This window comes from Aestuariivita sp. (genome assembly GCF_021404545.1).
GTDB lineage: Bacteria > Pseudomonadota > Alphaproteobacteria > Rhodobacterales > Rhodobacteraceae > Aestuariivita.
Genome location: NZ_JAAWWD010000070.1, coordinates 13,206 through 39,509, shown reverse-complemented (window position 1 = coordinate 39,509; position 26,304 = coordinate 13,206). Strand labels below are relative to the sequence as shown.

The 26,304-nt window shown below is 63.2% G+C and carries 26 protein-coding genes; 9 read left to right on the top strand and 17 right to left on the bottom strand.

Annotated features, from left to right (window positions below; translation table 11 throughout):
- Positions 1 to 74 precede the first annotated feature (74 nt).
- The 3 genes from HEP69_RS22505 (at position 75) to HEP69_RS22495 (ending at position 2,085) form a co-directional block, all read left to right on the top strand.
- The gene (locus tag HEP69_RS22505) at positions 75 to 797 is read left to right on the top strand and encodes a pyridoxal-phosphate dependent enzyme (protein ID WP_290560757.1); all 723 of its coding nucleotides are present in this window, start codon (positions 75 to 77) and stop codon (positions 795 to 797) included.
- A 76-nt stretch (positions 798 to 873) separates the two neighbouring features.
- Positions 874 to 1,701, top strand: a complete 828-nt coding sequence (dapD, locus tag HEP69_RS22500) for a 2,3,4,5-tetrahydropyridine-2,6-dicarboxylate N-succinyltransferase (RefSeq protein ID WP_290560756.1) — start codon at positions 874 to 876, stop codon at positions 1,699 to 1,701.
- Positions 1,702 to 1,734: 33 nt separating this feature from the next.
- Positions 1,735 to 2,085 carry a hypothetical protein gene (locus HEP69_RS22495; protein ID WP_290560755.1) on the top strand — a complete coding sequence of 117 codons (351 nt, stop codon included), beginning with the start codon at positions 1,735 to 1,737 and terminating at the stop codon, positions 2,083 to 2,085.
- Here HEP69_RS22495 and HEP69_RS22490 read toward each other — a convergent pair.
- On the bottom strand, positions 2,070 to 3,170 hold the full coding sequence (locus tag HEP69_RS22490) for a Hint domain-containing protein (protein WP_290560754.1): 1,101 nt from the start codon (positions 3,168 to 3,170) through the stop codon (positions 2,070 to 2,072). The two genes, HEP69_RS22495 and HEP69_RS22490, sit on opposite strands and share 16 nt — an antisense overlap.
- Before the next feature lie 184 nt (positions 3,171 to 3,354).
- Here HEP69_RS22490 and dapE point away from each other — a divergent pair, with 184 nt between their 5' ends.
- The 4 genes from dapE to rnr all read left to right on the top strand — a co-directional run bounded on the left by dapE (position 3,355) and on the right by rnr (position 7,822).
- The gene (dapE, locus tag HEP69_RS22485) at positions 3,355 to 4,497 is read left to right on the top strand and encodes a succinyl-diaminopimelate desuccinylase (RefSeq protein WP_290560753.1); all 1,143 of its coding nucleotides are present in this window, start codon (positions 3,355 to 3,357) and stop codon (positions 4,495 to 4,497) included.
- On the top strand, positions 4,494 to 4,913 hold the full coding sequence (locus HEP69_RS22480) for a GNAT family N-acetyltransferase (RefSeq protein ID WP_290560752.1): 420 nt from the start codon (positions 4,494 to 4,496) through the stop codon (positions 4,911 to 4,913). The genes dapE and HEP69_RS22480 overlap by 4 nt, the downstream gene beginning before the upstream one ends.
- 20 nt (positions 4,914 to 4,933) lie before the next feature.
- Positions 4,934 to 5,503 carry a TIGR04282 family arsenosugar biosynthesis glycosyltransferase gene (locus HEP69_RS22475; protein ID WP_290560760.1) on the top strand — a complete coding sequence of 190 codons (570 nt, stop codon included), beginning with the start codon at positions 4,934 to 4,936 and terminating at the stop codon, positions 5,501 to 5,503.
- Positions 5,504 to 5,569: 66 nt separating this feature from the next.
- A complete protein-coding gene (rnr, locus tag HEP69_RS22470; RefSeq protein ID WP_290560751.1) occupies positions 5,570 to 7,822 on the top strand; it encodes a ribonuclease R in 2,253 nt (750 codons plus the stop codon).
- 50 nt (positions 7,823 to 7,872) lie between these two features.
- On the opposite strand, the gene HEP69_RS22465 is transcribed toward rnr, so the two are convergent.
- Positions 7,873 to 8,262 (bottom strand): DUF1801 domain-containing protein, encoded by a 390-nt coding sequence (locus HEP69_RS22465; RefSeq protein WP_290560750.1) that lies wholly within the window; start codon positions 8,260 to 8,262, stop codon positions 7,873 to 7,875.
- Positions 8,259 to 8,981 (bottom strand): glutathione S-transferase family protein, encoded by a 723-nt coding sequence (locus HEP69_RS22460; protein WP_290560749.1) that lies wholly within the window; start codon positions 8,979 to 8,981, stop codon positions 8,259 to 8,261. Before HEP69_RS22460 ends, HEP69_RS22465 begins: the two co-directional genes overlap by 4 nt.
- Positions 8,982 to 9,068: 87 nt before the next feature.
- Between HEP69_RS22460 and HEP69_RS22455 the strand changes: the two genes are divergently transcribed.
- Positions 9,069 to 9,788, top strand: coding sequence for a YafY family protein (locus HEP69_RS22455; RefSeq protein WP_290560748.1), 720 nt, complete (start codon positions 9,069 to 9,071; stop codon positions 9,786 to 9,788).
- Between the two features lie 59 nt (positions 9,789 to 9,847).
- Positions 9,848 to 11,197 carry a lytic murein transglycosylase gene (locus HEP69_RS22450; RefSeq protein WP_290560747.1) on the top strand — a complete coding sequence of 450 codons (1,350 nt, stop codon included), beginning with the start codon at positions 9,848 to 9,850 and terminating at the stop codon, positions 11,195 to 11,197.
- Between the two features lie 219 nt (positions 11,198 to 11,416).
- Here HEP69_RS22450 and HEP69_RS22445 read toward each other — a convergent pair whose 3' ends face one another.
- From HEP69_RS22445 to bchB, 14 genes are all read right to left on the bottom strand, one after another.
- Positions 11,417 to 11,710 carry a DUF1330 domain-containing protein gene (locus HEP69_RS22445; protein WP_290560746.1) on the bottom strand — a complete coding sequence of 98 codons (294 nt, stop codon included), beginning with the start codon at positions 11,708 to 11,710 and terminating at the stop codon, positions 11,417 to 11,419.
- A 248-nt stretch (positions 11,711 to 11,958) separates the two neighbouring features.
- Entirely contained in the window at positions 11,959 to 12,408 is a 450-nt protein-coding gene (locus HEP69_RS22440) for a cytochrome C (RefSeq protein WP_290560745.1), read from the bottom strand.
- A 78-nt stretch (positions 12,409 to 12,486) separates the two neighbouring features.
- A complete protein-coding gene (gene hemA / locus HEP69_RS22435; RefSeq protein WP_290560744.1) occupies positions 12,487 to 13,701 on the bottom strand; it encodes a 5-aminolevulinate synthase in 1,215 nt (404 codons plus the stop codon).
- Positions 13,691 to 14,515 (bottom strand): putative photosynthetic complex assembly protein PuhE, encoded by an 825-nt coding sequence (gene puhE / locus HEP69_RS22430; protein WP_290560743.1) that lies wholly within the window; start codon positions 14,513 to 14,515, stop codon positions 13,691 to 13,693. Before puhE ends, hemA begins: the two co-directional genes overlap by 11 nt.
- Positions 14,515 to 15,645, bottom strand: coding sequence for a magnesium-protoporphyrin IX monomethyl ester (oxidative) cyclase (gene acsF / locus HEP69_RS22425; RefSeq protein WP_290560742.1), 1,131 nt, complete (start codon positions 15,643 to 15,645; stop codon positions 14,515 to 14,517). The genes puhE and acsF overlap by 1 nt, the downstream gene beginning before the upstream one ends.
- Positions 15,642 to 15,938: a hypothetical protein gene (locus HEP69_RS22420; RefSeq protein WP_290560741.1), complete on the bottom strand. Its 297-nt coding sequence runs from the start codon at positions 15,936 to 15,938 to the stop codon at positions 15,642 to 15,644. Before HEP69_RS22420 ends, acsF begins: the two co-directional genes overlap by 4 nt.
- 21 nt (positions 15,939 to 15,959) lie before the next feature.
- Positions 15,960 to 16,433 (bottom strand): photosynthetic complex assembly protein PuhC, encoded by a 474-nt coding sequence (puhC, locus tag HEP69_RS22415; protein WP_290560740.1) that lies wholly within the window; start codon positions 16,431 to 16,433, stop codon positions 15,960 to 15,962.
- A 5-nt stretch (positions 16,434 to 16,438) separates the two neighbouring features.
- Complete coding sequence (puhB, locus tag HEP69_RS22410; RefSeq protein ID WP_290560739.1) at positions 16,439 to 17,080, bottom strand: photosynthetic complex putative assembly protein PuhB; 642 nt, start codon at positions 17,078 to 17,080, stop codon at positions 16,439 to 16,441.
- Positions 17,081 to 17,152: 72 nt separating this feature from the next.
- Positions 17,153 to 17,923, bottom strand: coding sequence for a photosynthetic reaction center subunit H (puhA, locus tag HEP69_RS22405; RefSeq protein ID WP_290560738.1), 771 nt, complete (start codon positions 17,921 to 17,923; stop codon positions 17,153 to 17,155).
- Between the two features lie 27 nt (positions 17,924 to 17,950).
- A complete protein-coding gene (locus tag HEP69_RS22400; protein WP_290560737.1) occupies positions 17,951 to 19,381 on the bottom strand; it encodes an MFS transporter in 1,431 nt (476 codons plus the stop codon).
- Positions 19,378 to 20,061: a magnesium protoporphyrin IX methyltransferase gene (gene bchM, locus HEP69_RS22395; RefSeq protein ID WP_290560736.1), complete on the bottom strand. Its 684-nt coding sequence runs from the start codon at positions 20,059 to 20,061 to the stop codon at positions 19,378 to 19,380. Before bchM ends, HEP69_RS22400 begins: the two co-directional genes overlap by 4 nt.
- A complete protein-coding gene (gene bchL / locus HEP69_RS22390) occupies positions 20,061 to 20,879 on the bottom strand; it encodes a ferredoxin:protochlorophyllide reductase (ATP-dependent) iron-sulfur ATP-binding protein (RefSeq protein WP_290560759.1) in 819 nt (272 codons plus the stop codon). The genes bchM and bchL overlap by 1 nt, the downstream gene beginning before the upstream one ends.
- Before the next feature lie 262 nt (positions 20,880 to 21,141).
- Complete coding sequence (locus tag HEP69_RS22385; protein WP_290560735.1) at positions 21,142 to 24,717, bottom strand: magnesium chelatase subunit H; 3,576 nt, start codon at positions 24,715 to 24,717, stop codon at positions 21,142 to 21,144.
- Positions 24,707 to 26,281: a ferredoxin:protochlorophyllide reductase (ATP-dependent) subunit B gene (bchB, locus tag HEP69_RS22380; protein WP_290560734.1), complete on the bottom strand. Its 1,575-nt coding sequence runs from the start codon at positions 26,279 to 26,281 to the stop codon at positions 24,707 to 24,709. Before bchB ends, HEP69_RS22385 begins: the two co-directional genes overlap by 11 nt.
- Positions 26,282 to 26,304 lie beyond the last annotated feature (23 nt).

Genomic DNA, 26,304 nt, shown 5'->3' with positions numbered 1-26,304 from the left:
TTTTTCCTCTCTCTTTTGCGGGGGCGGGTCAGGGGTGTTAACGGGACGGGCCCGCGGGTGGGCCCGGGGGGGGGGTGGCGGGGCCCCGGGGGGGAAATCCCGGGGGGGGGGGGGCCTTTGCCGGGGGGGGTCTGGGGCATGATGCGACGATTTTCGGGCCCGAGATGGCAGGCCCCGCCAAGATCGCACTGATCCGCGAGACAGGGGCCACATGCCATGTCGTGCCCGGCGCCTATGCACATGCGATGGAGGCCGCGCAGGCGTTCGAGGCGACAAGCGGCGCGATGCAGGTCCATGCCTATGACGCGCCTGCCACCGTGGCAGGTCAGGGCACGTTGGCTGCCGAGTGGGAGGATCAGGGTCTTGAGGCCGACACGGTCGTTGTCGCGGTGGGCGGCGGCGGGCTGATCGCGGGAGCGATGGCCTGGCTGGGCAATCGGCGCAAGGTCGTGGCGGTGGAGCCCGCCACATCCTGCGCGCTGAACGCCGCGTTGGAGGCAGGCACCCCGGTGGATGTTGACGTCTCCGGTATCGCTGCAAACGCGCTTGGCGCGCGCAAAATCGGGCAGATCTGTTTCACTCTGGCACGCGAAACGGGCGTGCATTCCATCACCGTGACCGATGCAGAAATCGCTGCCGCGCAGTTGCACCTTTGGCGCCAGATGCGGCAATTGGTTGAGCCTGCGGGTGCAGCCGCGCTTGCTGCGGTGATGGGTGGGGCTTACATTCCTGCCCGAAATGAGCGCGTTGCGGTGCTGGTCTGCGGGGCGAACCCCGCGCCCGATCCGCTGGCGTAAGGGTGGATAACAGTCCATTGCCCCGCCCTGTCCCCGACGCTATAGGGGCCAGACCATAGTCACGAGGGAACGCCCGATGTCAAACGCACAGCTCGAAGCCGCAATCGAAGCCGCCTGGGAGGCGCGCGACACCATCACCCCCGCCACCACCGGAGAGACCCGCGAGGCGATTGAGGACACGCTGAGTGCGCTGGATAGCGGCGGTCTGCGGGTGGCCGAAAGGCAGGAGGATGGCCGCTGGCATGTGAACCAATGGGCGAAAAAGGCGGTGCTGCTTGGTTTTCGGATCAAGGACATGGAACAACAGGGCGGCGGCCCGCAGGCCGGCGGCTGGTGGGACAAGGTCGACAGCAAGTTCAAAGGCTGGGGCGACAATCAGTGGAAGGCTGCCGGTTTCCGGGCGGTGCCCAATTGTGTCGTCCGCAAATCGGCCTTTATCGCGCCGGGCGTGGTTCTGATGCCGTCCTTCGTGAACCTGGGCGCCTATGTGGACGAGGGAACGATGGTCGATACCTGGGCCACCGTGGGCTCGTGCGCGCAGATCGGCAAGAACGTGCATCTGTCGGGCGGCGTGGGCATCGGCGGCGTGCTGGAACCGATGCAGGCGGGTCCAACGATCATCGAGGACAATTGTTTCATCGGCGCCCGCTCCGAAGTTGTGGAAGGGTGCATCGTGCGCGAAGGCTCGGTCCTGGGCATGGGGGTGTTCATCGGCCAGTCAACCAAGATCGTGGATCGCGAAACGGGCGAGGTGATGTATGGCGAGGTGCCACCCTATTCCGTGGTGGTCGCGGGCTCGATGCCGTCAAAAAACAATGTGAACCTCTATTGCGCTGTGATTGTGAAACGCGTGGATGAAAAAACGCGCTCGAAGACCGGTATCAACGAGCTTCTGCGCGACTAGGGGGGCGGCGGGACAAGTCCCGCCCTACGGCCAATGGCAAAATCCGAGAGCAAGCAAGAGGTCTATACCCTTCTGGTCCAGATCGGGCGGAAGGAAGGGGACGGGCTGCCCCAAGACTCCACCGGGGCGGCGCTGATGGTGTTTGCCAGCGGTGTGGATGAGGCCGAAGCGGTCCGCGAGACGGTTGCGATCCTCAAGCAGGCCGATACCGCGCCGCTCGATGTCACCGGCTATGGCACATTGGACGAGCGGTTGGCCCAGGGCCATGAGATTGAAGGCGAAGAACGTGCCTTGATGGCCAGGGCATTGGACGAAAACGCGGTGATCGTGGCACAGGTAACCCCGTTCTTTGGGGATGAGGCCGACGATCAGGCCGCGCGATAATCGGCCAGAACCTGTGCATCATACGCCCGGAGCACCGGATAGGCCGAAACGCCCTGATCCGGCAGATAGGCCTGGTCCAGATCCGCAAGCAGACTGGCCGCAAGCAGACGGCGCTTGCGTCTGATGCGCCCGATATAGAGGCTTTCCGCAGCGGTGCCCGCGGCGTCCAGAACCTCATGATCGGGCAAGAGGACCTGGCAATAGCGCACTGTACCCGCCCGGAACGTCGGCATGGCGGCCGAGGCGCCGGCAAGATGGCGGGCAGGCACCAGAACGGCCTCATGGCCAAAAAGATACTCAACCTCCGACCCGCGAATGACCAGCCGTTGATCAGGCGCCACTTCGATATCCTGCTTAAGTCCGAAATAGGGCGCGCGCAGACGGATCGGCCTTTGTGTGCCGCGCGCGGGGACCTCACGGTCGATCCGGTGCAAGACCGGAACAGTCTCGCCCTTGGCCGTGAGAACCGTATCACCCCGCCTGAGCTGCCCGACCGGGCGATACCCCAGCGGGGTCGCCACCGGTGTCTCAGGTGTCAGGGTCGGGGATGGGCCGACCCGTTCGATATGGGTCGCAACGGCAAAGAACGACACATCATCCGAGATTAAGCGCTGTTCACCGCCCAGGCACAAAGCCCGAAGATCGCGCATCAAGATGGGCCTCGGGTCTTTGATCGGAACCAGTGTAACCGCCGATGAGCCGGTTCGTTCGACCGCCACCAGACCGCGGCGTGCTGGCCCGTCCCAGCAATAAAGGATACGCAAGAGATCTGTCCGACCGGTCTCTGCATGGCTGATCGCACAATGCTGAAGGTCATCTCCATTCGCGATGGCCAGTGTCATCCCGCCCCCTGGGATGGATTGCAGATTGATCTGCAACGGCCCGCCAATTGTGGATTGAAATGTCAGCAGGGGCCGTGGCCGTGGTTGCGAGGAAAGGCCTGTCTCAATCATCAAGGTGCCGCGCTCGACCAGCATGTTGGCGGCGATGGGACCCAGATGCGCATCCGGACGCGCCCCGTGCGGGCCAAGGCCCCGCGCGTCAAATTCGGTGCCGGAATGATCTGCAATAGCGATCCAAGCCATGCCTGGTGTTATGCCTGTATAATGCGTGCCACCCGATCTGCCCGCCGGGTCTTGGTTTTTCAGGGTACCACGCCCGCAGAAACGGCGCGAGCCAAATTCTGATCGCGGGGGGCTTGGCTTTGCCGGGATTTCCGCTCAACTGTGGCGGGAGACGCCTGATCCCACCACCACAAGGAGCCCGGACATGACCACGGATGCCGCCACCCTGACCGCCGACCTGATACGCTGCCGCTCGGTGACACCAGAGGAGGGCGGGGCGCTGGTGCTGCTGGAACGGGTGTTGTCGGAAGCAGGGTTTGCCTGCACCCGCGTGGATCGTGGCGGCGTTGGCAATCTTTTCGCCCGCTGGGGCGACAAGGGGCATGCACGCACATTCGGCTTCAACGGGCATACTGATGTCGTGCCCGTAGGTGACGCAGATGCCTGGACCCGCCCGCCTTTCGGGGCACAGATCGTGGACGGGGTCCTCTATGGGCGGGGCGCTACGGACATGAAATCGGGCGTCGCCGCGTTTGCCGCGGCGGCGGTGGATCTGGTGACCGATACACCCCCCGACGGCGCGATCGTCTTGGCGATCACCGGCGATGAGGAAGGCGATGCGGTGGACGGCACAACCGCCCTGCTGGATCACATGGAAGAGACGGGCGAGCGTATGTCGGTCTGCCTGGTGGGGGAACCGACCTGTCCTGACCAGATGGGCGAAATGATCAAGATCGGGCGGCGTGGGTCGATGACCGCCTATTTCACCGTCACCGGCGTGCAGGGTCATTCGGCCTATCCGCACCGCGCCAGGAACCCGATGCCCGCGATGGCACGTCTGATGGACCGTTTGTCGTCCCATAAGCTGGATCAGGGGTCGGAGCATTTTGACGCCTCGACCCTGGCGGTGGTCACCATCGACACCGGCAACCTCGCCAATAATGTGATCCCGGCCCAGACCCGAGCAACGGTGAACATCCGGTTCAACGATCTTCATTCCGGTGCTGCGCTGACCGACTGGCTGCGTCGGGAAGCGGACGAGGTCGCCCAGGCCTTTGGTGTTGCGGTGGACATAAAGGCCAAGATATCGGGCGAGAGCTTCCTGACGCCGCCCGGCCCGCTGTCGGATCTGGTGGCGCGCGCGGTCAAGGCCGAGACCGGGATCACCCCGGTGCTGTCCACCACGGGCGGCACCTCGGACGCGCGGTTCGTCAAGGATCACTGCCCGGTGGTCGAGTTCGGTCTGGTCGGCAAGACCATGCATCAGGTCGATGAATGCGTGCCCGTCAAACAGATCCACCAGCTCAAGGCGATCTATGCGCGGATCCTGCGGGAGTATTTCGCATGACCCATGTCACCATCCGCGTCAGCGACGATCCGGAGATCTGTTACAGACTGCGCGCCTCTGTCTTTATCGACGAGCAGGGTTTTCCCGAGGATCGCGACGCGTTCGATGACGATGCCGTGCACCTTCTGGCGGAGCATGGGGACAGGCCGGTGGGCGCTGCGCGGATCGTGTTTTCGCGCGATACCGCCAAGATTGGGCGCATTTGCCTGATCCCAGAGGCACGCGGCGGCGGTCTGGGCGCCGCACTTGTGCGCACCGCGATGGAGATTGCGCGCGACGTGCCTGGTGTCACGTCGGCCCGACTCAGCGCGCAAGTCACCGCGATGGGATTTTATGAGAAGCTGGGCTTTGTCGCCGAAGGGCCGCAGCACGACGATCTGGGCGTGCCACATCAGATGATGGTGCAGGCTCTTTGAGACAGCGCAGACTGGTCATCATGCTGAAAGAGTCGCGCCCGGGCCGGGTCAAGACGCGGCTGGGCCGCGATATAGGCATGGTGGCCGCCGCCACATGGTTCCGGCGGCAGGCCCTGTCACTGATCCGTCGGCTGCGCGATCCGCGCTGGCGGATCGTGCTGGCCGTCTCGCCCGATGCTGCCGGGCTGCAAAGCCGCGTCTGGCCTGGCGATCTGGTGCGCGTGCCGCAAGGCGCGGGCGATCTGGGCGACCGGATGGGCCGGATGCTGCGCACAATGCCCCCCGGGCCGGTCTGCGTGATCGGGGCCGATATTCCCGGCATCACCCGCGCGCGCGTTGCCGAGGCATTTGCCGCTTTGGGCGGGGCCGAGGCCGTGATCGGCCCAGCGACCGATGGGGGCTATTGGCTGATCGGGATGAAACGCCTGCGCGCGGTGCCGCCCACCGTCTTTGCCGGGGCCAGGTGGAGCACGCAGCATGCGATGGCCGATACGCTGGCCACCCTGCCCGGCTGGCGCGTGGCCCGGTGCGCCACGCTGGCGGATGTGGACAGGCTGCACGATCTGACGCGGCTGGCGCAACACCGCTGACCCCGCGTGCTCAGGCAGAGGATTGATGTGGTGTCCCTGCGCCCTGGGGTGGTATAGGAGGCGAATATGAGCCGTATCCCCGAAAAGGCCGAGATCCTCGATTGGATCGCCGCCAACCCGACCCTCACCTCGAAACGCGATATCGCCAAGGCCTTTGGCATTAAGGGGGCTGCGCGGATCGACCTCAAGCGCGTCCTGAAAGAGCTGGAGACCGAGGGGCATCTCGAAAAGCGCAAGCGCAGCTATCGCGACCCCGACCGGTTGCCGCCTGTGTCGGTTCTGATGATCAAGGCGCCCGATGCCAATGGTGATCTCTTCGCGCGCCCGATGGAATGGCATGGCGAGGGCGTGGAGCCGGTCATCCTGATCATGCCGCGCGCCAGCGATCCCGCCCTCAAGCCCGGGGACCGTATCCTGGCGCGCCTGACCGTGGTGCAGCAAGAAGATCACAATTACGAGGCACGTCTGATCCGCCGAATAGGAACGGCGCCACGCAAAATTCTGGGCGTGTTCCGCAAGACCGCTGAAGGCGGGCGGATCGTGCCTATCGACAAGGCCGGTCAGAACGAGTGGTTGGTGCCCGCAGCCGCCACGCTGAGCGCTCGCGATGGGGAGTTGGTGGAGGGCGAACAATCCGGCCCCAAAGACCGTATGGGCCTGCCCCGCGCGCGGGTCGTATCGCGCTTGGGCGACCCAAGCGGACCCAAAGCTGTCTCACTGATCGCCATTCATCAGCACGGCATCCCCGATGATTTCCCCGAGGCCACGATTGCCGAGGCCGACGCCGCCAAACCACTGGGGCTAAAGGGGCGCGACGACCTGCGGGAGATGCCGCTGATCACCATTGATCCGTCCGATGCGCGCGATCATGATGATGCGTGCCTTGCCCAGGCAGATGACGATCCGGGGAATCCCGGCGGGCATGTCATCTGGGTCGCCATCGCGGATGTGGCGGCCTATGTCCGGCCCGGCACCGCCCTGGATACCGAAGCGCGCAAGCGCGGCAATTCCACCTATTTCCCGGATCGCGTGGTGCCGATGCTGCCAGACCGGCTCTCGGGCGATCTGTGTTCCTTGCACGAAGGGGTGCCGCGCGCCTGCATCGCCGTGCGTATGCAGATCGACGCGCATGGCGCAAAGATCGGGCACCGGTTCCTGCGCGGCCTGATGCGCTCCCCCGCGTCGCTGAATTACCAAGAGGTACAGGCGGCCATCGACGGGCAGCCCAATGACCGAACGGGGCCGCTGCTGGAACCGGTTCTACAACCGCTTTACGCAGCATACCGTGCGCTCAAATCCGCGCGGGAGGCGCGCCAGCCGCTGGATCTGGACCTGCCCGAACGCCGGATCGAGATTGCCGAGGATGGCACCGTCGCCTCGGTCAATTTCCGCGACAGGCTCGATGCACATAAGCTGATCGAGGAGTTCATGATCCTCGCCAATGTTGCCGCAGCCGAGACGCTGATCGCCAAACGCTCGCCACTGCTGTTCCGGGTGCATGAGGAACCCAGCCCTGAAAAGCTGGACGCGCTGCGCGAAACCGCCGGTGCGGCGGGCTTCACGCTGGCCAAGGGTCAGGTGTTACAGACCCGGCATCTTAACGCGCTTTTGAACGCGGCGGCGGGCACGGATGAGGCGGAGTTGATCAACATGTCGACCCTGCGGTCGATGACCCAGGCCTATTACAGCCCTGAGAATTTCGGCCATTTCGGATTGGCTCTGAAGAGTTACGCGCATTTCACCTCGCCCATCCGGCGCTATTCCGACCTGATCGTGCATCGCGCGCTGATCTCGGCCCACGGTTGGGGCAAGGACGGGTTGTCGCCCGATGAGATCGACCGGCTAGAGCGGACCGCACAGCATATCTCGGACACCGAGCGCCGCTCGATGATGGCCGAGCGCGATACGACCGACCGCTATCTGGCCTCTTATCTGAGCGAGCGTGTCGGCAACGAGTTTTCGGGCCGGATCAGCGGGATCGCGCGGTTCGGCGCCTTCGTGAAACTGGACGAGACCGGGGCAGACGGTCTGATCCCGATCCGGTCCCTGGGGCGCGAATACTTCCATTTCGACCGCGAGGCCGGGACGCTGATGGGGTCCGATACCGGGTTGCTGATCGCCATCGGCCAGCGCGTTACCGTGCGGCTGGCCCAGGCCACGCCAGTGACAGGCGGGCTGGAGTTGGAGCTGGTCTCGATCAACGACAAATCCCTTCCCCGCGCGCCCAGCCCGGCGGGACGCCCCGCGCGGCGGAAAGTGGCCAAGGGCAAACGCAAGGCCGCCAAGACCAAGCGCAAGGTGGAGCGCAAGCGTCGATAACCTCGATCAATACCGTGTTCCCGCAGACACGCCAGGCAGGCAAAACGGCCTTACCGTCTCAGATGATAGGTCAAGGCATGATGAATGAGTTGGCCGTGGCGCGATGGATCGATCTGATCCGCCCTGTCAAAATGAACCGCGCGATTGCCTTCGATGCGGTCCAGGCCCGGATAGGTTTCGGCAAAATCCCGGATGATCGACGTCCCGCAATGGGCATAGAGCGCGAAGCCCCCCGACTTGGGAACCCCCAGCCGCAGGGTCGAGCCAACGCGTGGCTTGACCGGCAGATATGCGGGCTGCCCCCAGCGCAGAACCTCTTGCACACCGCCCGTTTCAGACAATCCGGCGGCACAATCATAGATCAGTGCCCGCAGCCGGATCAGCCCTGGCTGCGCCTCTCGCGGAAGCGCCTTGAAGGCCTGGGCAACCTCGGGCGTCATGCGGTCAGACGTGCGGTTTTGGGGCCATGAACCGCTTCCTCCACCCGGTCGATATATTCGGTCAGGATCGGATCACCCGCCACCCGCAAGGCAAAGGGCGTCTCCACCGGCGTCTGACGTATCGCGTTGAGAATGGGGGCCACGCTCATATCGGCCAATGTGACCGTCGCACCCATCAGATACGGACCCTGCCACAACAGATCGGTGATTGCGCCGAGGTCCTGCTCGGCCCGCTCCAGCCGCTCTTGCGGACTGAACCGCCCAAGGCCCTGTGCGTCCATGCCCCGCATCAGGCTGCGCCGCAAACCGTTGGATATCGGTTTACGCAGCAACGCGGGGAGCTCATGAAAATACATCTGGCGAACCGTGGGCCAAACCTCATCGCGGCCCCAGCGATCCAAAACAACGTGGAAGTAGAGATGCTCTTCGGCCATGCGAATGAGCGCCCGGCTAAAGGCTTTTTCGATATCGCTCAGACCCGGCTGAAAATCGGCGCCCAGCCCTTCAAGGTAGAGACGGATCGCATCGCTGTCGCCAATCACCCGTCCTTCCGCCGTTCGTATGGCCGGCAGCTTCCGGTAGGGTGCGGTGCGCGGGTCATTGGTGTCCTCCCGCCTCCAGGGCTGGCCGGAGTAATCAAGCAACAAGGCAGCCTTGGCACAGAACGGGCTGAGGCTGAAGGAATGACCCAGAGGCGGATAGGTGAGCAGCGCAATCATCACATATGTCCTTTTGGCGGAAACTGATTTGACCTTAAACGCACATGGTGACAATTTCCGTCAGCAGATTTCGGTTAGGATACCCGCATGTCCCGGATCTCTCGCCTCTTCCAGACAATGCAGGCCCTGCGCCGCCTTGCTCCGCCTGCAACGGCGGACGCGTTGGCACATGATCTGGGCGTCTCACGTCGGACGATCTACCGCGACATTGACACATTGCGATCACTGGGGGCTGTGATCGATGGGGCAGCCGGATTCGGCTATACTCTGATCGAGGATAACGCACTGCCTCCTTTGGGGTTTGAGGATGAGGAGCTGGAGGCGCTGGTTCTGGGCCTGAGGGAGGTTGAACAGATCGGCGACCCCGAACTGGCCATTGCCGCGGGAACCGCTCTGAGCAAACTACAGGCGCGCCTGCCGCCAAGCCAATCGCACCGCCTGTCGCATGCGGTGCTGACCGCGCGCCGGTTTGACCGGCCAGCGCCGCCCGGCATTGACGTCAAAGCGCTGCGCGAAGCGACCTGGGATGAGGTCATTGTGTCATTCGCGTATCGCGATGGCAAAGGGGCGCAGACGACCCGCAGTGTCAAACCACTGGGCCTCAGCTATATGGACCGGTCCACCATGATGCTGGGCTGGTGCCTGCTCAGACAGGATTTTCGGGTGTTCCGGCTGGATCGCATGCGCAGTCTTGTGCGCACCGGACCAAGCTTTCGTCCCAACCGGATCCCCCTCTTGCGTCAGGCCGTGGCTCAGATCCAGGCCGAAATCACCGCGATGGCAGACACCCGCCCGCCCACAGACTGAGTCCTTTTGCCAAATCGACTGTTGAGGTACACTGCGCGTGAGCAGAAAAACAATGAGGCATGACGATGAGGGTTCCTCTGGCTGTGATGCTGGCATGGGGTTTGGGTGTGGCTGCGGCGCATGCCGGGCCTGTCGAGACATCAATACGACCGGAAATGCGGGTGGTGCCCGTGGCGGTTCAAACCGGCGCGGTGCAGGGTCTGATGGCGCCCAAATCCATGCGCCCGATGCAACGGCCCTCGGCGTCAGCGCGGCCCGTATCGACAGGCGGCGCGGCGGGCATCGGTCCGGATCGCGGCTTTCAGGACTGGATCACCGGGTTCCGGACACGCGCGATGGCGCAGGGCATTCGTGCGGATGTGCTGGACCTCGCCTTTCGCGGTGTCAGCTATGATGCCGAGGCGGTTCGCCGCGACCGCAATCAATCGGAGTTCACCAAGACAATCTGGGACTACCTCGACAGTGCCGTCTCGGACACCCGCATCCGCAATGGCAGGGAAGCGCTGGACCGGCACCGCACGACATTGGACGCAATCGAGGCGCGCTACGGTGTCGAAAAAACGGTCGTGACCGCGATCTGGGGTCTGGAAAGCGCCTATGGCACGTTTCGCGGCCAGGATAACGTCATCCGTTCGATGGCGACGCTGGCCTATGACGGTCGGCGCGGTCCGTTTTTTGAGGAACAGCTGATCGCGGCGCTGACCATTTTGCAAAGCGGCGATACAAGTCCCCAGACCATGACCGGCAGTTGGGCCGGGGCCATGGGCCATACGCAGTTCATGCCGACCTCCTATCTGGATCATGCGGTGGATTTCACCGGCGATGGGCGCCGCGACATCTGGTCTGAGGATCCGACAGACGCGCTGGCCTCAACCGCAGCCTATCTCAAGCATTTCGGCTGGGTGACGGGACAGCCCTGGGGCGTGGAGGTGCAACTGCCCGACGGTTTCGATTACCGTCTGGCCAAGCGCAGCATCACCAAACAGCCCAGCGCCTGGTCGCGGCTGGGTGTGATGGATATGCGTGGACAACCCGTGCCCGACCATGGCGAGGCGGCGATCCTGCTGCCCGCCGGAGGACAGGGCGCGGCGTTCCTGATCTTCGAGAATTTCAGTGTGATCGAACGCTACAACACCGCCGATGCCTATGTGATCGGGGTCGGGCACCTGTCTGACCGGATCGGCGGAGGCGCTGCGATCCAGGGCAACTGGCCGCGCGGGGACAGGGCGTTGACCTATGACGAGCGCAAGGAATTGCAGCGGCGCCTGACGGCAGGCGGGTTCGATACACGCGGCATTGACGGCCGGATCGGTCCCCTGACGATCAATGCTGTGCGCGCCTATCAGGTGGCATCGGGCCTGATCCCTGATGGCTATGCCTCATTGAACCTGTTGAAGCGGCTGCGCTAAGACCGTTCGGCTTTGACCGCGCTCGTGTCTTTGCGGTCATTCGCCTTGGTCGACCGCCGAGAGAGGTGCGCCGCGTTTGAACAAGAAACCCAACCGCGCCGGGCCTGCCACGCGGGGTGGCGTGCCAGAGCCAGCGCCGATCTGGAGAAACCGACGCGGCGCAGGCGGCGGGGCCGGAGAAACCTGTCGGTGTCAGGGGCCTGCCCAAATCGCCGCTGGTCAGTCGGCGCCTTCGACAACATAGATGTTGCTGTCGGCATTTGCACGCCGGATATCCGCGACAGCCTGGTAGTCGGGGTCGTTATAGGCTGCCAGCGCTGCATCGAAACTCTCGAACTCGATCACCACGTGGCGCTCGAACGTGGCCCCCTCCATCGTCTGGCCTTTGCCGCCCCGCACGACATAGCGTGCCCCATGCCGACCCTGGATGATCGGTGTGTTGCCGGTGACATAACCTTGATAGGCGTCGGCGTTTCGCACGTTCACATGCGCAATAATATAGCCTTTGGCCATGGAGGTCTCTTTCCTTTGGGCACAGGTCTGGCCAAGCCGCGTCCGACATCCCGGCCGTAGGGCGGGACTTGTCCCGCCGCCCGCCCTCAATCAATCGCAGAAGGTCCGACATTCCACCGACTGTCCCCTACGCGCGCCCGATTGTAAACCAGCCGTGCACACCCGGCACACGAGAGGCCTGCACCCCCGCAAAAACCAAAGCCGCGACAAACCTGCCGCGGCTTTGGTGTCGGAGCATGTCCGAAAGATCAGTTCGTCGCTTCGGTCGCTTCAGGCGCCGGGCTCACCGAGGCGAGATAGGCCCAGACATCCGCGCCGCCCTTGCGCAGTTTGAACGTCATCTTGGAGCGCGCCGAATTGTCATCCAGATAGGTCCGCAAGAAGGCGCGCGGATCCTCGACATATGACACGAAGTTAGCCTCATCCCAAATCAGGCCGGCCTCACCGGCCGCAACCAGATCGTCACCATAGCGGAAGCCTTCGATCGTCCCCGCCTGGCGCCCGACGATGCCCCACAGATTTGGGCCGGTTCTGCCGCCCTTCACGATCTCCGCGCCATCGGCATCAACGATCATGTGGCAGGATTTGCACTTATTGAATTCCTTGGCGCCTGCTTCTGCGTCGCCTGCCGCGTGGCCATCGGCCAAAACCGGCGCTGCAAGAAGGCCTGCGATCACAGTTGCGATCAAACGGTTCATGGGTAATCCTCCTAAAACCTCGTCGCGCTAATACGTAACGCATCGGCGCGAGAGTCAACAGTCACAACCATGCGACTTTTAGGCAACCGCATGTGAGATCGCACATTGCTTCCAAAGCGTTTTCAGCGCCACCACCAGGTGCTCGATATCCTCAATGCTGTGCAGTGGTGACGGGGTGAACCGCAGACGCTCTGTCCCCTTGGGCACGGTGGGGTAATTGATCGGCTGCACATAGATACCCCATTGTTGCATCAGGTAATCTGACAGCATCCGGCATTTGACCGGGTCCTTGATCATCACCGGGATGATATGGCTGGCGTTTGAAAGATGTGGGATACCTTCCTGATCCAGGCGCGCACGCAGATAGGCGACCCGCGCGCGCTGGGTTTCGCGTTCGGTGCTGCTCTGCTTTAGATGCCGGATCGAGGCGCGCGCGGCCATCGCGACCGCCGGTGGCAAGGCAGTGGTAAAGATGAATCCGCTGGCAAACGACCGGATGAAATCGCACAGTGCCTCCGACCCTGTGACATAACCGCCGACCACACCATACGCCTTGCCCAGCGTGCCTTCGATCAGCGTTATCCGGTCGGCAAGCCCCTCGCGCTCGCTCACGCCACCGCCACGGGGACCGTAAAGGCCAACGGCATGCACTTCATCGAGATAGGTCATCGCACCGTGTTTTTCGGCCACGTCGACGATCTCGCGGAGCGGGGCGATGTCGCCGTCCATCGAATAGACGCTCTCGAATGCGACGATCTTGGGCGCGTTGGCGGGCAGGGCCGCCAGCTTGCGGTCCAGATCCTCGGGGTCGTTATGTTTCCAGATCACCTTTTGGCAGCGCGCGTGGCGGATACCTTCGATCATCGAGGCATGGTTCAACTCGTCGCTGAGGATCACCGCATCTGGCAGGCGCGCGCCCAGCGTGCTGAGCGCGGCCCAGTTCGACACATAACCGGAGGTGAACAACAGCGCCTGTTCCTTGCCATGCAGATCCGCAAGTTCGGCCTCAAGCAGCTTGTGCGCGTGGTTGGTGCCGCTGATATTCCGCGTGCCACCGGCCCCGGCGCCACAACTGTCGATCGCATCCTTCATGGCTTGGGTCACTCTGGGGTGCTGGCCCATGCCCAGATAATCGTTCGAGCACCAGACGGTCACCTCATCCGGCGCTTCGCCGTCATGGCATTTGGCGCGGGGGAACTGGCCGGATTTCCGCTCAAGCTCGGCGAAGATGCGATAGTTGCCTTCGTCTTTCAGGGTATCCAGCTGCGATTGAAACAAAGCGTCAAAGTCCATGGGCGTCCTCGTGTCTTCTGGGTAGCGTGTGTTGGTGTTTGGGCGCTGTGCTTTCGGCAGGCAGCATCCAGCGCCAGAGCCGTTCATCCGGCAGCGGCAAAACCATCAGCCAATGCTCCAGCAAAGCCAGAGCGGTGATGGCGGTGAGCAGGGCAAAGCCGATGGCCTCCCCCGGGGTGGTGGCGGCGTGCAGGCGCTCAAGCCAGCAGGCGACGGCAAAGGTCAAAGCGGTGACCGATATCGGGAACAGCCAGTTCAGCCGCGCAATGCGGAAATGGCTGGGCAGATGCATCAAGGCCGTCGGCAGGAACTCGGTGTTGATCTTTGGCACGCCGAAGTAAAGATTCAGCTTGGCCGAGATGCGGGCGCCGTAAAGAACCACAAAGGTCCACATCCCGAATGCGTTGGCAGCCCCCCACCCCTCGACCAGGGTGACGATCAGGGCCACCACCAAGAGCAGTTCGTGGAAGGCCACCGTGCCCCAGGCCCGCAGGAACCGTTCCCATTCGGGAATGTCCTGGGGACAGGGTTTCTGGATCGGCCCCGAGATGATGCCAGTCAGAAACGCCAGTTCAATCCAGCCCCAGATTGCCAGAGCGGACAAGAACCCGACATAAGCCCCGGTGATCGACATGTCAGTCAGGGAACTGGAATAGCCCCAGACCCCCAGCGCAAGCATCGGCAACCCGCCGATGACAGCCCATTGACGGGCTCGCAGCCCCCGACGGTCAGCGTATTTGACGACCATCAGGATTGCCCCGGTGGCAAACCACCAGACGAAAAGGGCAATCAGGGCTGCGATCCAGGGTGCCATCAATATGCAGGCTCCAGCCGGGTGGTGGCAGGCACCGTGTGCCTATTGGCCGGGATCAGCAGAAGCGAGACAAAGCACCGCGCCGCACGCATCTGCGCCCAGATCTTCCTGAGCGGCTTTTTCTGCTCGACCGCGTCCGCCAGATCGACATTAGCGCGTTGCAGCGCCTCAAGCGTGGGCTGCCAGCGCGGATGTTCGATATCCAGCGTGATGGGAAAGATCTGCTCGCTGAGTTTCGAGGTTTTGGTAAAGACCTCATGCGCGTACCAATCGGGATCCACGCCCAGCGCCTTGTGGAACGCAGGCCGCTGGTGATCGCGCACATACATGGTGGAATAGACCGCCGTGAGGAAGAACTTGATCCAGAGCTTGTTGGTAAAGCTCTCGGTCAGCTTCGGATCGGTCTTCATCAAAAGGGCAAAGGCCTCGCCGTGCGAAAACTCGTCATTGCACCATTCCTCGAACCATTTGAAGATCGGGTGGAACCGATGTTCGGGGTGCGCCTCCAGATGGCGGAAGATGGTGATATAGCGCGCATATCCGATTTTTTCCGACAGATACGTGGCGTAGTAGATAAATTTGGGCCGGAAATAGGTGTATTTCTTTTTCTGCGTGAGAAAGCCAAGATTGACCCGCAGCCCGGCCTCTCGCAGGGCATCGTTGATGAACCCCGCATGCCGCGCCTCGTCGCGCGCCATCAGTTGGAACAGCTGCGTGATGTCCTTGTTGTTGCCGCGCCGCTTCATCTCCTTGTAAAGGACACAGCCCGAAAATTCTGCCGTGCACGAGCTGATCAGGAAGTCGATGAATTCCTTTTTCAGTTCAGGCTCCATGTTCTCCCAATCGACATGGTCCCAGTCTTCGTTCTTTTTGAAGTGGCCCTTGTTTGGATCCGCTTCCATCTGCGCGATCAGCTTGTCCCAGTCTTCGCGGACCGAACTGACGTCGATGGCATCCAGCTCATCGAAATCGGTGGTGTAAAAGCGCGGGGTCAGCAGGGTGTTGGCCATGGCCGTTTCGGTGGCCATCTCGTCGTTATACTGCTTGTCCTGCGCTTCGGCGATGGCCAGCCCTTCCTCGACGGTGGTGGCGTCGGCGGTGTGTTTCTGCGGGGGGTTTTGAACGTTCATAGCTTGACCTCCTCAGAAAAGGAAAATTCGCACAATTCCATGAACTCGAAATCGCCAGTCAGGCGGGTCCAGAGCTGTTCGAGCTTGGAGGCGCGAAAGATCACCGCATCGCGGTCCTCAACGACCACCTCGCCATAGGGCGCCATGATCTCGGGGCCCTTCACGACCACCTCGTCACCGGGATAGATGACGGTGCCGTCGGTGAACTTCACATGCGCATGCAGGCTGTCGAAGCGATGGCTCACTTCGACCTGGCAAGGGTGCCTTTCAACGTCTTTGGTCAGTAGTCCCATGGTTGGCTTCCTTTCCTTGGGTCAAGAGGGATCCAGCAGCCTGGCAAAGCTGCGGAAGTTGGTGGCGCCGAACCCCATGAGCTCGGCACTCCACCCGGTGGAGGGGTCGGTGATCGACAGGCGGTGGCCCTCGCGCAGTTGCAACAACACAGGCGCCGTCAGGGGCACGCCATGCTTGTTGCGCTCGCGGTCGATCACGCGTTGCACACCGGCGATGAACCCGCCCTCTTCGCCCGGCAGATCGGCCAGAACCGATCCGTTGGCATCCAGAACGAGGGCGGCGCCCGATGTATCGCCAGACAGATAAATGGCACGTTCCGCGATCACCGGCGTATTGGCGGGCGTGGCTTCCAGGGGGCGGCCGGTGATGCGCGCGGCCGAAACCAGCACGAGGCACACAACGACCAGCGCGAACATCGCGCGCACCATGAAGATCGGGACGATCTCGACCTCTTTGTGGCGCAGATGAGGGGTGTCGGATGTGTTGTCGCTCATCGCTCTCACTCCGCCGCGACCGCAGATGCGGGTTCCGACACAAGGGTGCGCGAGACCTGCGGTTGCGAGACACGCGCCTGAGCGGCGTCCGCGATCAGCTCGGCGACCGCTTCGGCATCGCGAATGCAGCGCAAAGCGGGCTGGGTCGCCTTCATGTGCCAGGGCCGCACATGGGGCCAGCACATCAGATAGCTGAGCCGCGTGTCGCCCATCGTCTCGAACGCGATGGTGCCCGACCCGCCTTTGCGCAGATCCAGCATCGCGTTGGCGATCTGGGTATAGGGCAGGTTCAGCGTCATGGTCAGTGCCGCACCGATCCGCATCGCCACCCGGCGGTTCGTGACCGTGTACATCGTGGCCCGTGCTTGAACGAGGGCGGTCAGCGCCAGAAGCCCCGTGGCCAGTCCCGCGACCAAAAAGAACGGGATCGTGGCGCCGATCGCCTGTCCCAGCGGCATCTGGTCGACGACCGAGATAAACCGCCAAAATGCCAGCACACCAAAATATCCCAGCACCCAGGGCAGGCTCAGCGCCTCCCAGGTCAGTCGCCGCCAGTCTGGGCGGCCCTGCCAGAGGATCACTTCCCCTTCCGGTGGGCGAGCGGGGAGCCCCTCAACGGGCTCGATTTCAAAATCATCATGAGACATGGCGAGTATCTCCGTTCGGGTTTCAGGGCGGGTCGCGCGCCCGGCAAGGCAAGGCGCGCGACCCGGTTGCGATCAGATCTGCGGGTCCTGACGGCTGGCATCGGCATAAAGATGCCCGCCGCCGTAATAGGCCGCGACCTTGTCCTCTTCGAGCAGCGTCACCTGACGTGGCGAGGCGATGGTGGGCACGGTGGCAAAGTGCTTGGCATAGATCGAGTTGATCTTGACCTTGCCAGCCCAGACGCGAGCCATGGTCATCGGCACCAGACGCTGGCCCTCGCCCCATTTGCCGTCCAGCCGGTACTCCAGATAGCGCACCAGCTGCTCGGGCTCGTCGACCCACAGATCGGTCACCTCGCCCACAACCTCGCCATCGCCCGACACGACCGGCATGCCGCGCGGATCGGGCCCGGCGGAGACGGCAAAGCTTTCATTGGCCGACATTGGCACGATCTTGGGATGCCCATGCCCGTCAAGCTCCGGCACATCGCGGCGCGGCGCCCAGGAGGCCGGCCCCACCCCGTCGAGCATCGGATCGCCCGTCGGTTCCAGCGGGAAGCCATTGGCGGGGCTGACCTTTTCCAGCGCCAGATCGCTGCGCTCGGGCGTCTGGCCGCTGGGCACTGTCAACTCGCCGCGCCCATGGGGCAGCTTGAAGGTCTTGTCGGACGGGATCGGAAACAGGCTGGGGTTCGACGACGGCTCACCCGCATCGTCTTCCAAAGGATACCCTTCGCGCATGTTCTCGCGCTGGAGATACACGATCAGGGCGGCAAAGAAGATCCAGAAGAGCCACAGCGTCAGCGATGCCAGGTCGAACTCTCCCCAAAAGGTTTCAGTCATGTCATGTCCCTCCTATGCGGACAGTTATCAGGTCGGGAAATCCGCCAGGCCCAGCCTGATCGGTTCCGAGGATTGCGTTTGCGAACGGCCCGGGCTGCGCACCAGCGGACCCAGAATGACGAGTGTCAGGAACAAAAGGCCGATCTCGACGTGATAGACAAAGGAATAGCCTGCCGATGGCACCGCCATCCCTTCGCCCAGCGCGCCGGACATGGCGACAGCGCCCACCCAATCGCGCAGTGTGCCGCCCAGCGCGATGGCGATGCCCGCCGCGGTGGCCTGAGCCGCGCCCCAGGCGCCCAGCGCCAGACCGCGACCGGCGATGCCGCTGGCCTTCATCGACATGGCCGCCATCAGGGTCGAAACGGCAAAGAGCCCGCCCCCGAACCCGATCAGACCAGCACCCGCGAAAAAGAGCGGCGCGGAGTTCAGCGGGGCGGCAAAGATCACAATCGAAAAGGCCCAGATCCCTGCCAGGATCCCGGTGCCCGCCAGACGATAGGCGTTCGATCCGCGATTGAGCTGCCGTCCGGCCCAGGCAAAACCCAACAGCGCGCCCGCGGCCCACATCGCCGTCAGCATCGTCGTGGCCGAGACCGAGAGACCCAGGATCTCACCGCCATAGGGCTCCAAAAGCACGTCCTGCATGCTGAACGCCATGGTGCCGACAAAGACGCACACCAACAGGCGCCCGGCCTGCCCCCCTTGCATGAAATCGGACCAAGCATCGCGAAACAGCGGGCGCGGCGCCTCGCGTTCGGCCCGGCTCATCGGGCGGACATGCTCCTGTTTCCAAAGTGCGATCAGGTTCAGGACCACGCCGACCACGGCGGCGCCCTGCACTACGCGGATCAGCAGAAGATCGGAATAGTTCGACAGGATCGTGCCGATCACCACCGCCGAGATCCCCATGCCCACAAGGAACATCACGTAGAGCAATGCCACGACCCGGGGCCGGGTCTCCTCCGTGGCGCGATCAGAGGCGAGGGCGAGACCGGCAGTCTGCGTCATGTGCAGGCCCAGCCCGGTCATCAGGAAGGCCAGGGCGGCCAGCACCTCGCCCGCGAAGGGCACCTCGTGATAGACATCGCCACCCAGCACCAAAAGCGCGAACGGCATGATCGCCAGCCCGCCGAACTGCCAGAGCGAGCCGAACCAGATATAAGGCACCCGCTTCCACCCGATGGAGGAGCGGTAGGTGTCGCTGCGAAAACCCAGCAGAGCCCGGAACGGCGCGATCAGCACCGGCAGCGCGATCATGCAGGCCACGATCATCGCGGGCACCGACAGCTCGACGATCATCACCCGGTTCAGCGTACCCAGCAGCATGACGGTCGCCATGCCGACCGACACCTGAAACAGCGACAGGCGCAAAAGCTGGCCCATCGGCAACGCATCGCTGGCTGCATCCGCAAAGGGCAGCATCGACAGCGACAGCGTTTTCAGGCGTGCCTTCATGAATGCATCTCCAACGCTTGCGAGATGTAAAAGCCCGACGTGACCTGATCGACGAGCCGCAGTCTGCGCCGAACGCCTTCGGCCATGACGTCCTGCGCGAGCCGCTCTGCGCAATGGGGGATCATCACCGGTGAGCGGTCAGAGCGGGGAAAGACCTTGCCCGCATACCACATGCCCATCAATAGCCGCGTCCGAGGCGCAGTGGTAAAGACGACCTTGCCGCCGGTGCGCGGCTCCAGCGTTTTGAGGGCCTGACCGATGTCGGAGCCTTTGTAGTAGATCAGGCTATCCATCGCGACCACGTGGTCGAAATTGCCCAGAACCGGATCCAGCATATCGCCGCTGGTAAAGGTGATCTGATCCAGCAGATCCGCCGGGGTGCGGCGCTGCGCGATCTCCACCAGGCTGGGCGAGATATCGCAGGCCACCACATGGGCACCACGGCGCGCCAGCTCAATCGTCATCTGACCCGCGCCGCAGCCCGCGTCCAGCACACGCTGTCCGGTCAGATCGGCGGGCAGGCGGCTCAGCATCAGCGCGCGCATGCGATCCCGGCCCGCGCGCACGGTCTCGCGCACCTTCGAAACGGGCGCATCGCTTGTCAGACGCTCCCATGTCTTGGTGGCAGTCTTGTCGAAATAGGTTTCGACCCGCGCCAGGGTCTGGTCGTAGGCGTGCATCAATCGAACCCCAAAAGCTCAAAGATATCGCGGTCTTCCATGGGCGCGGGCGTCACGGCCTCGGTCCCATTATAAAGAAGCTCGGCCAGCCGCAGATATTCGGCCCGGCAGGCGACGATGTCCTCGTCGTCATCCATCTCAAAGAGGGTCTTTTTCTTCAGGCGCGAGCGGCGGATGGCATCCACATCGGGCATATGCCCGATCCGCTTGAAACCGACGGTGTCGCAAAACCGGTCCACCTCATCGGTGTCTTTCGACCGGTTTGCGACACAGCCAGCGAGCCTGACCTTGTAGTTCGAGGATTTGGCCTGCACGGCCGCGATGATCCGGTTCATCGCATAGATGCTGTCGAAATCATTGGCGGTGACGATCAGCGCACGGTCGGCATGCTGCAAGGGGGCCGCAAAGCCACCGCAGACCACATCGCCCAGCACGTCAAAGATCACCACATCGGTGTCATCGAGCAGGTGATGCTGTTTCAAGAGCTTGACCGTCTGGCCCACCACATAGCCGCCACAGCCGGTGCCCGCGGGCGGGCCGCCCGCCTCGATGCACATCACGCCATTATAGCCCAGGGTCACGAAATCCTCGGGGCGCAGCTCCTCGGCGTGGAAATCGACCTCCTTGAGGATGTCGATCACGGTGGGCTGCAACTGGCCTGTGAGGGTAAAGGTGCTGTCATGCTTGGGATCGCAGCCGATCTGAAGCACCCGCTTGCCCAGCCGCGAAAACGCCGCCGAGAGGTTCGACGAGGTGGTCGATTTGCCGATCCCGCCTTTGCCGTAGACCGAAAACACCTTGGCGCCCTCGATCTTCATCGACGCATCTTGATGCACCTGAAGCGAGCCTTCGCCATCCTCGCCCTTTTTCAGGACGGGCGGCGCACCAAGGCCGCGTTTGGCCAAACCTTCGGCCTCGCGCTGCGCGGCGCGGGCGGCGGGGGGGTTCTTGCTGTCGAGCGGGCTCATGCGGGCTTCCTTTCCAAGGGGGAGCGACCCTCCTTTTCATCGGGTTTCAAGAAACCGGCCCGTGCGGGAGCGGCGCACGCGTCGGTAATCCGGGTCAGGGGCGTCTTCGGGGTCATTCGGCCGCCACCCCCTCAAGCTGATCCTCAAGGGCATCGGCTGCATCTTGCAGCGCCGCCAATGTGTCGGCATCGGGCTGCCAGTATTGCCGGTCAGACGCCTCCAGCAGACGATTGGCCATACGGCTGGACGCCGTCGGATTCAGCGCCGCCAGACGGTTGCGCATCTCGTCATCCAGAACAAAGGTTTCGGAGATCCGTTGATAGACCCAAGGCTCCACCTGACCGGTCGTCGCCGACCAGCCCAGCGTGTTGGTCACCTGCGCCTCGATCTGGCGCACGCCTTCGGCGCCATGTTTCAGCAGCCCTTCAAAGAACTTAGGGTTCAGCGAGCGCGCGCGGGTTTCCAGCGCCACCTGATCCTTCAGCGTCCGCACCTTGCCCGAACCGCGCGTCTGGTCGCCGATATAGACGGCGGCCTCTTCGCCCTTGGCCCGTTTGACCGCGCGGGCGATGCCGCCCAACGTATCAAAGTAGTGATCGACCGTGGTCACGCCCAGTTCGACCGATTCGAGGTTCTGGTAGGCGACGTCGACCTCGCTCAGCACCTGTTGCAGCAGCGCAGGATTCGCCGCGGCCTTGCCATCGGTGCCATAGGCAAAGGATTTGCGCGCCTCATAAGCGTCGGCCAGCTCGTCCTCATCCCCAAAGGCGGAACTGTCCACAAGCTGGTTTACATTGGCGCCATAGGCCCCTTCCGCATTGGAAAAGACCCGCAGCGCCGCTGTCTCGATATCGACGCCTGCCTTGTCCATATAGGCCAGCGCATGGGTGCGGATGAAGTTCATCTCAAGCGGCTCATCGGCCTGGGCGCATTTCAATGCGGCCTCGGCCAGCATCCGGGTCTGAAGCGGCAGAAGATCGCGGAAAATCCCCGACAATGTCATGATCACATCGACGCGCGGGCGGCCCAACTCCTCCAGCGGGATCAGATCGGCTCCGGCCAGACGGCCAAAGCTGTCGAACCGCGGCTTGGCCCCCATCAGCGCGAGCGCCTGCGCAATCGGGCCGCCATCGGATTTGATGTTGTCCGACCCCCAGAGCACCAGCGCGACCGACCGGGGCAGCTCAGGATGCGTGTCCAGCAACAGCTGCGCCTGCATCGCCCCATCACGGCAGGCAAATTCGGTGGGCATGCGGAAGGGGTCGAACGCATGGATATTGCGCCCAGTGGGCAGCACATCCGTGGACCGGATCAGATCGCCGCCCGGCACAGGTTCGATATACCGCGCATCCAGCGCGCGCATCAGCGCAGGCAACTCGCTGTCGTGTTTCAGAAGATCCGCGACCCGCTGCCGCGTCTCGTCATCGGCGATGTCGATCAGCGACAGATACTCTTCGCGCTCGGCATCCGAAAACGGCTTGCCCAGAATGTGCAGCCCGTCAGGGATCAGCGCGTCCTCGGTCTCCAGAAGCTTCAGCCACAGCTGCATGGGCGGAGTCCCTGCCATGTCCACGGCCTCCGCCTGTTCGGCGATCAGCGACTCCAGTTCGGCGCGCTGATCATCGGCGGGATCCATGCGGCGCCAGCGGGTCAAGCTGTCTTTGAGCTCCTGCAAGCCTTTGTAAAGGCCCGACTGCGCCAGGGGTGGCGTCAGATGGGTGATGGTGACAGCTCCGGATCGACGCTTGGCCAGGGACGCCTCGGACGGGTTGTTGGAGGCATAGAGATAGATGTTGGGCATCTCGCCGATCAGGCGATCCGGCCAGTCGCGCGCACCCACACCGGCCTGTTTGCCAGGCATGAATTCCAGCGCGCCATGCATGCCGAAATGCAGCACCGCATCCGCTTGGTAAGTGTTGCGCAGCCACAGATAGAACGTGGCGAAGGCATGCGTCGGCGCAAAGCCATTTTCAAAGAGCAGACGCATCGGGTCGCCTTCATACCCGAATGCCGGCTGGACCCCGACAAAGACATTGCCGAACTCGCGGCCCAGAACAAAGACACCGCGCCCGTCCGACTGAACGCGGCCGGGTGCCGGACCCCAGACCTCTTCGATCGCCTTGAGCGGCGCCGTGTTGCGCACGATCTCATCGGCGCTGACATGAGCGGCGACATTGGCCTCTTGGCCGTACTGTTTGGCATTGCCTTCCAGCACGGCCGCGCGCAGATCCTCGACGCTGTCGGGCACCTCAATGGCGTAACCTTCGGCCTTCATCGCGCGCATGGTGTTCAGGAGGCTCTCGAACACGCTCAGATAGGCTGCGGTACCGACGGCCCCGGCATTGGGCGGGAAGCCGAACAGGACGATGCTGATCTTCTTCTCGGCATTCTTCTTTTGGCGCAGCCGCGCCAGACGCAGGGCCTTTTCGGCCAGGCTGTCGATCCGCTCGAGACAGGGCACCATCTCCTTGCTGCCAACCTTGCAGGGGCAGTTATAGACACAGCCCTGACACCCCTCCGGCCCCAGGCGCCCGCCAAAGACGGTAGGGTTGGTGGCCCCGTCCAGTTCGGGCAGCGCGATCAGCATGGTCGTCTCGATCGGGCCCAGTCCCTGACCGCTGCAAGACCACTGGCCCAGCGTCTGAAACTCCAGCGGATGCGCGGCGATGTAAGGAATGTCGAGCTGGCGCAGCACCTCGACCGCCGCCTCGCTGTCGTTATAGGCAGGCCCGCCCACCAGCGAGAACCCGGTCAGCGACACCATCGCATCGATCCGACTGGCCCCCTCGTCATCCAGAAAATAGCTGTGGATCGCGGGCCGCCCGTCCAGACCGCCGGCAAAAGCAGGCAAAACCCGTATGCCACGGTCCTCGAACGCCCGGATGACCGCATCGTAATGCCCGGTATCCGAGCTCAGCACATAGGACCGCATCATCAAAAGACCCACAGTCGCGACAGGCTGTGCGGGGCGGGGCAAGTCTGTGACATGCGTGGTGATCCGCTGCGGCAGATCGGGGTGATAAAGGCCCACATCCGGGTAATCAATCGGCAGCGACGCCTCCGGCGCCGCAGCCCATCCGGTCTGCCTGGCGTAGCGGTTCAACAGGAATCGCAACATTGCCTCGACATTGTCGTCCGAGCCGCCCAGCCAGTATTGCATGGTCAAAAACCACGCCCGCAGATCCTGCGACTTGCCGGGAATGAACTTGAGGATCTTGGGCAGCCGGCGCAGAAGCGCCATGTTCTTCTGACCTGAATTCGACGAGGGTTTCGACGAGCCGCGCAGCTTTTTCATCAGCTTCATCGCGCCCGAGGCCGGGGCCATCATATCCAACGACCCCATCTTGGTCAGCTTGACGATGGCCGCATCGGCAACCACACCGATCATCGCGTCGCAGGCCTCGCGCCGGGCGCGCAGCGCGGGCAGGATCGGCGCCACATGCTCTTCGAGAAAGAGCAGGTTGGCCACGATGATATCGCCCTGCAACACCGCCTCTTCGGCGGCCTCGAATGCACCGGGGGTCTCGCCCCATTCGGCGGCGGCATGGATCGACACCGACAGACCCGGATAATCCAGCGTCAGCCTGTCCATCGCACGCTCGGCCGGGCCAGCCGCGTGGCTGTCCAGCGTGACGATCACCACGCGGTATCCGGGCAGACGCCCGTCTATGGCCCGGTCATCGCGCATAGTGAGCTTTCGCCTCGTAAAGCGTATCGACGCTGATTTCAGACACACCGCGTTCGGCGGCAAAGGTCTCGGTATTGCGCCGCGCCTTGCCGCGCACAAAGAACGGGATCTTCTTCAGCTCCTTCTCCGCCGCGGGCAGCCAGATGACACTCACGGTCGACGCAGGCACCAGGTCCGCAGCTTCTTCTGGCTCTAAATATTCCCGGGGGGTCTGGGGGGCTGGCCCCCCATCAACATCCTCCACACGCGGCGCGGCCTTGCCGCCATGATGCGACGGACCGGCGGCATCGTGGAACTCGAAATCCTCGCGGAACATGGTCAGCAGATGCTCTTCGAGACCCATCACCAGTGGGTGCACCCAGGTGTCGAAGATCACATTGGCGCCTTCGATCCCCATCTGCGGAGAGTAGCGCGCGGGGAAATCCTGCACATGCACGGGCGCCGAGATCACGGCACAGGGAATGCCCAGACGCTTGCCGATATGACGCTCCATCTGGGTGCCCAGGATCATCTCCGGGGACAGCTCTTCGATGGTGCGCTCGACCTCCAGATAATCGTCGGTGATCAGCGGAGCGACGCCGAATCCCTTGGCCACCGCACGAATATCGCGGGCCATTTCGCGGTTGTAACAGCCCAGGCCCACAACCTCGAACCCCATCTCGTCACGTGCGATGCGGGCGGCGGCCTTCACATGGGTGCCATCGCCAAACAGGAAGACCCGCTTGCCGGTCAGATAGGTCGAATCGACCGACTTGGAGTACCAGGGCAGGCGCAAGCGGCTGTCATCGAGATAGGGTGCCACACCGGCCAGGTCGGCCACCTCGGCCACGAAATCGCGGGTGGCGCCTACGCCGATGGGCACGACCTTGCTATAGGGCAGGCCCAGTTCCCGCTCCATCCAGCGCGCGGCGGTCTCGGCTGTTTCGGGATACATCAGCACGTTGAAATGCGCAGCCCCCAGCCGGGCGATGTCCGACGGGGACGAGGTCATCGGGGCCACCGCATTCACGCTGATGCCCATATCGGACAAAAGCGCGGTCACCTCCGCAATGTCGTCACGATGCCGAAAGCCAAGGCCGGTGGGCCCGATCAGATTGGCGGTGATCTGCGCGGTTCTTTCAGCCGGGCGCGCCAGGGTGCGCACGATTTGAAAAAAGGTCTCGTCCGCGCCGAAGTTCTCCTTGCGCTGATAGCTGGGCAGTTCCAGCGGAATGGTCGGTACCGGCAGGCCCATCGTTTCGGCCATGCCACCGGGATCGTCCTGGATCAGCTCGGCCGTGCAGGAGGCGCCCACGATGATCGCTTCAGGCTGAAACCGGTCATAGGCGCGCTGGCAGGCATCCTTGAACAGATGCGCGGTGTCAGCGCCCAGATCGCGCGCCTGAAAAGTGGTGAACGTCACCGGCGGGCGATGATCGCGCCGTTCGATCATGGTAAAGAGCAGATCGGCATAGGTATCGCCCTGCGGCGCGTGCAGCACGTAATGCAGACCGGTCATGCCGGTTGCGACCCGCATGGCGCCTACATGTGGCGGCCCTTCATATGTCCAGACTGTCAATTTCATGAGGGCACCTCATGCAAATTGGC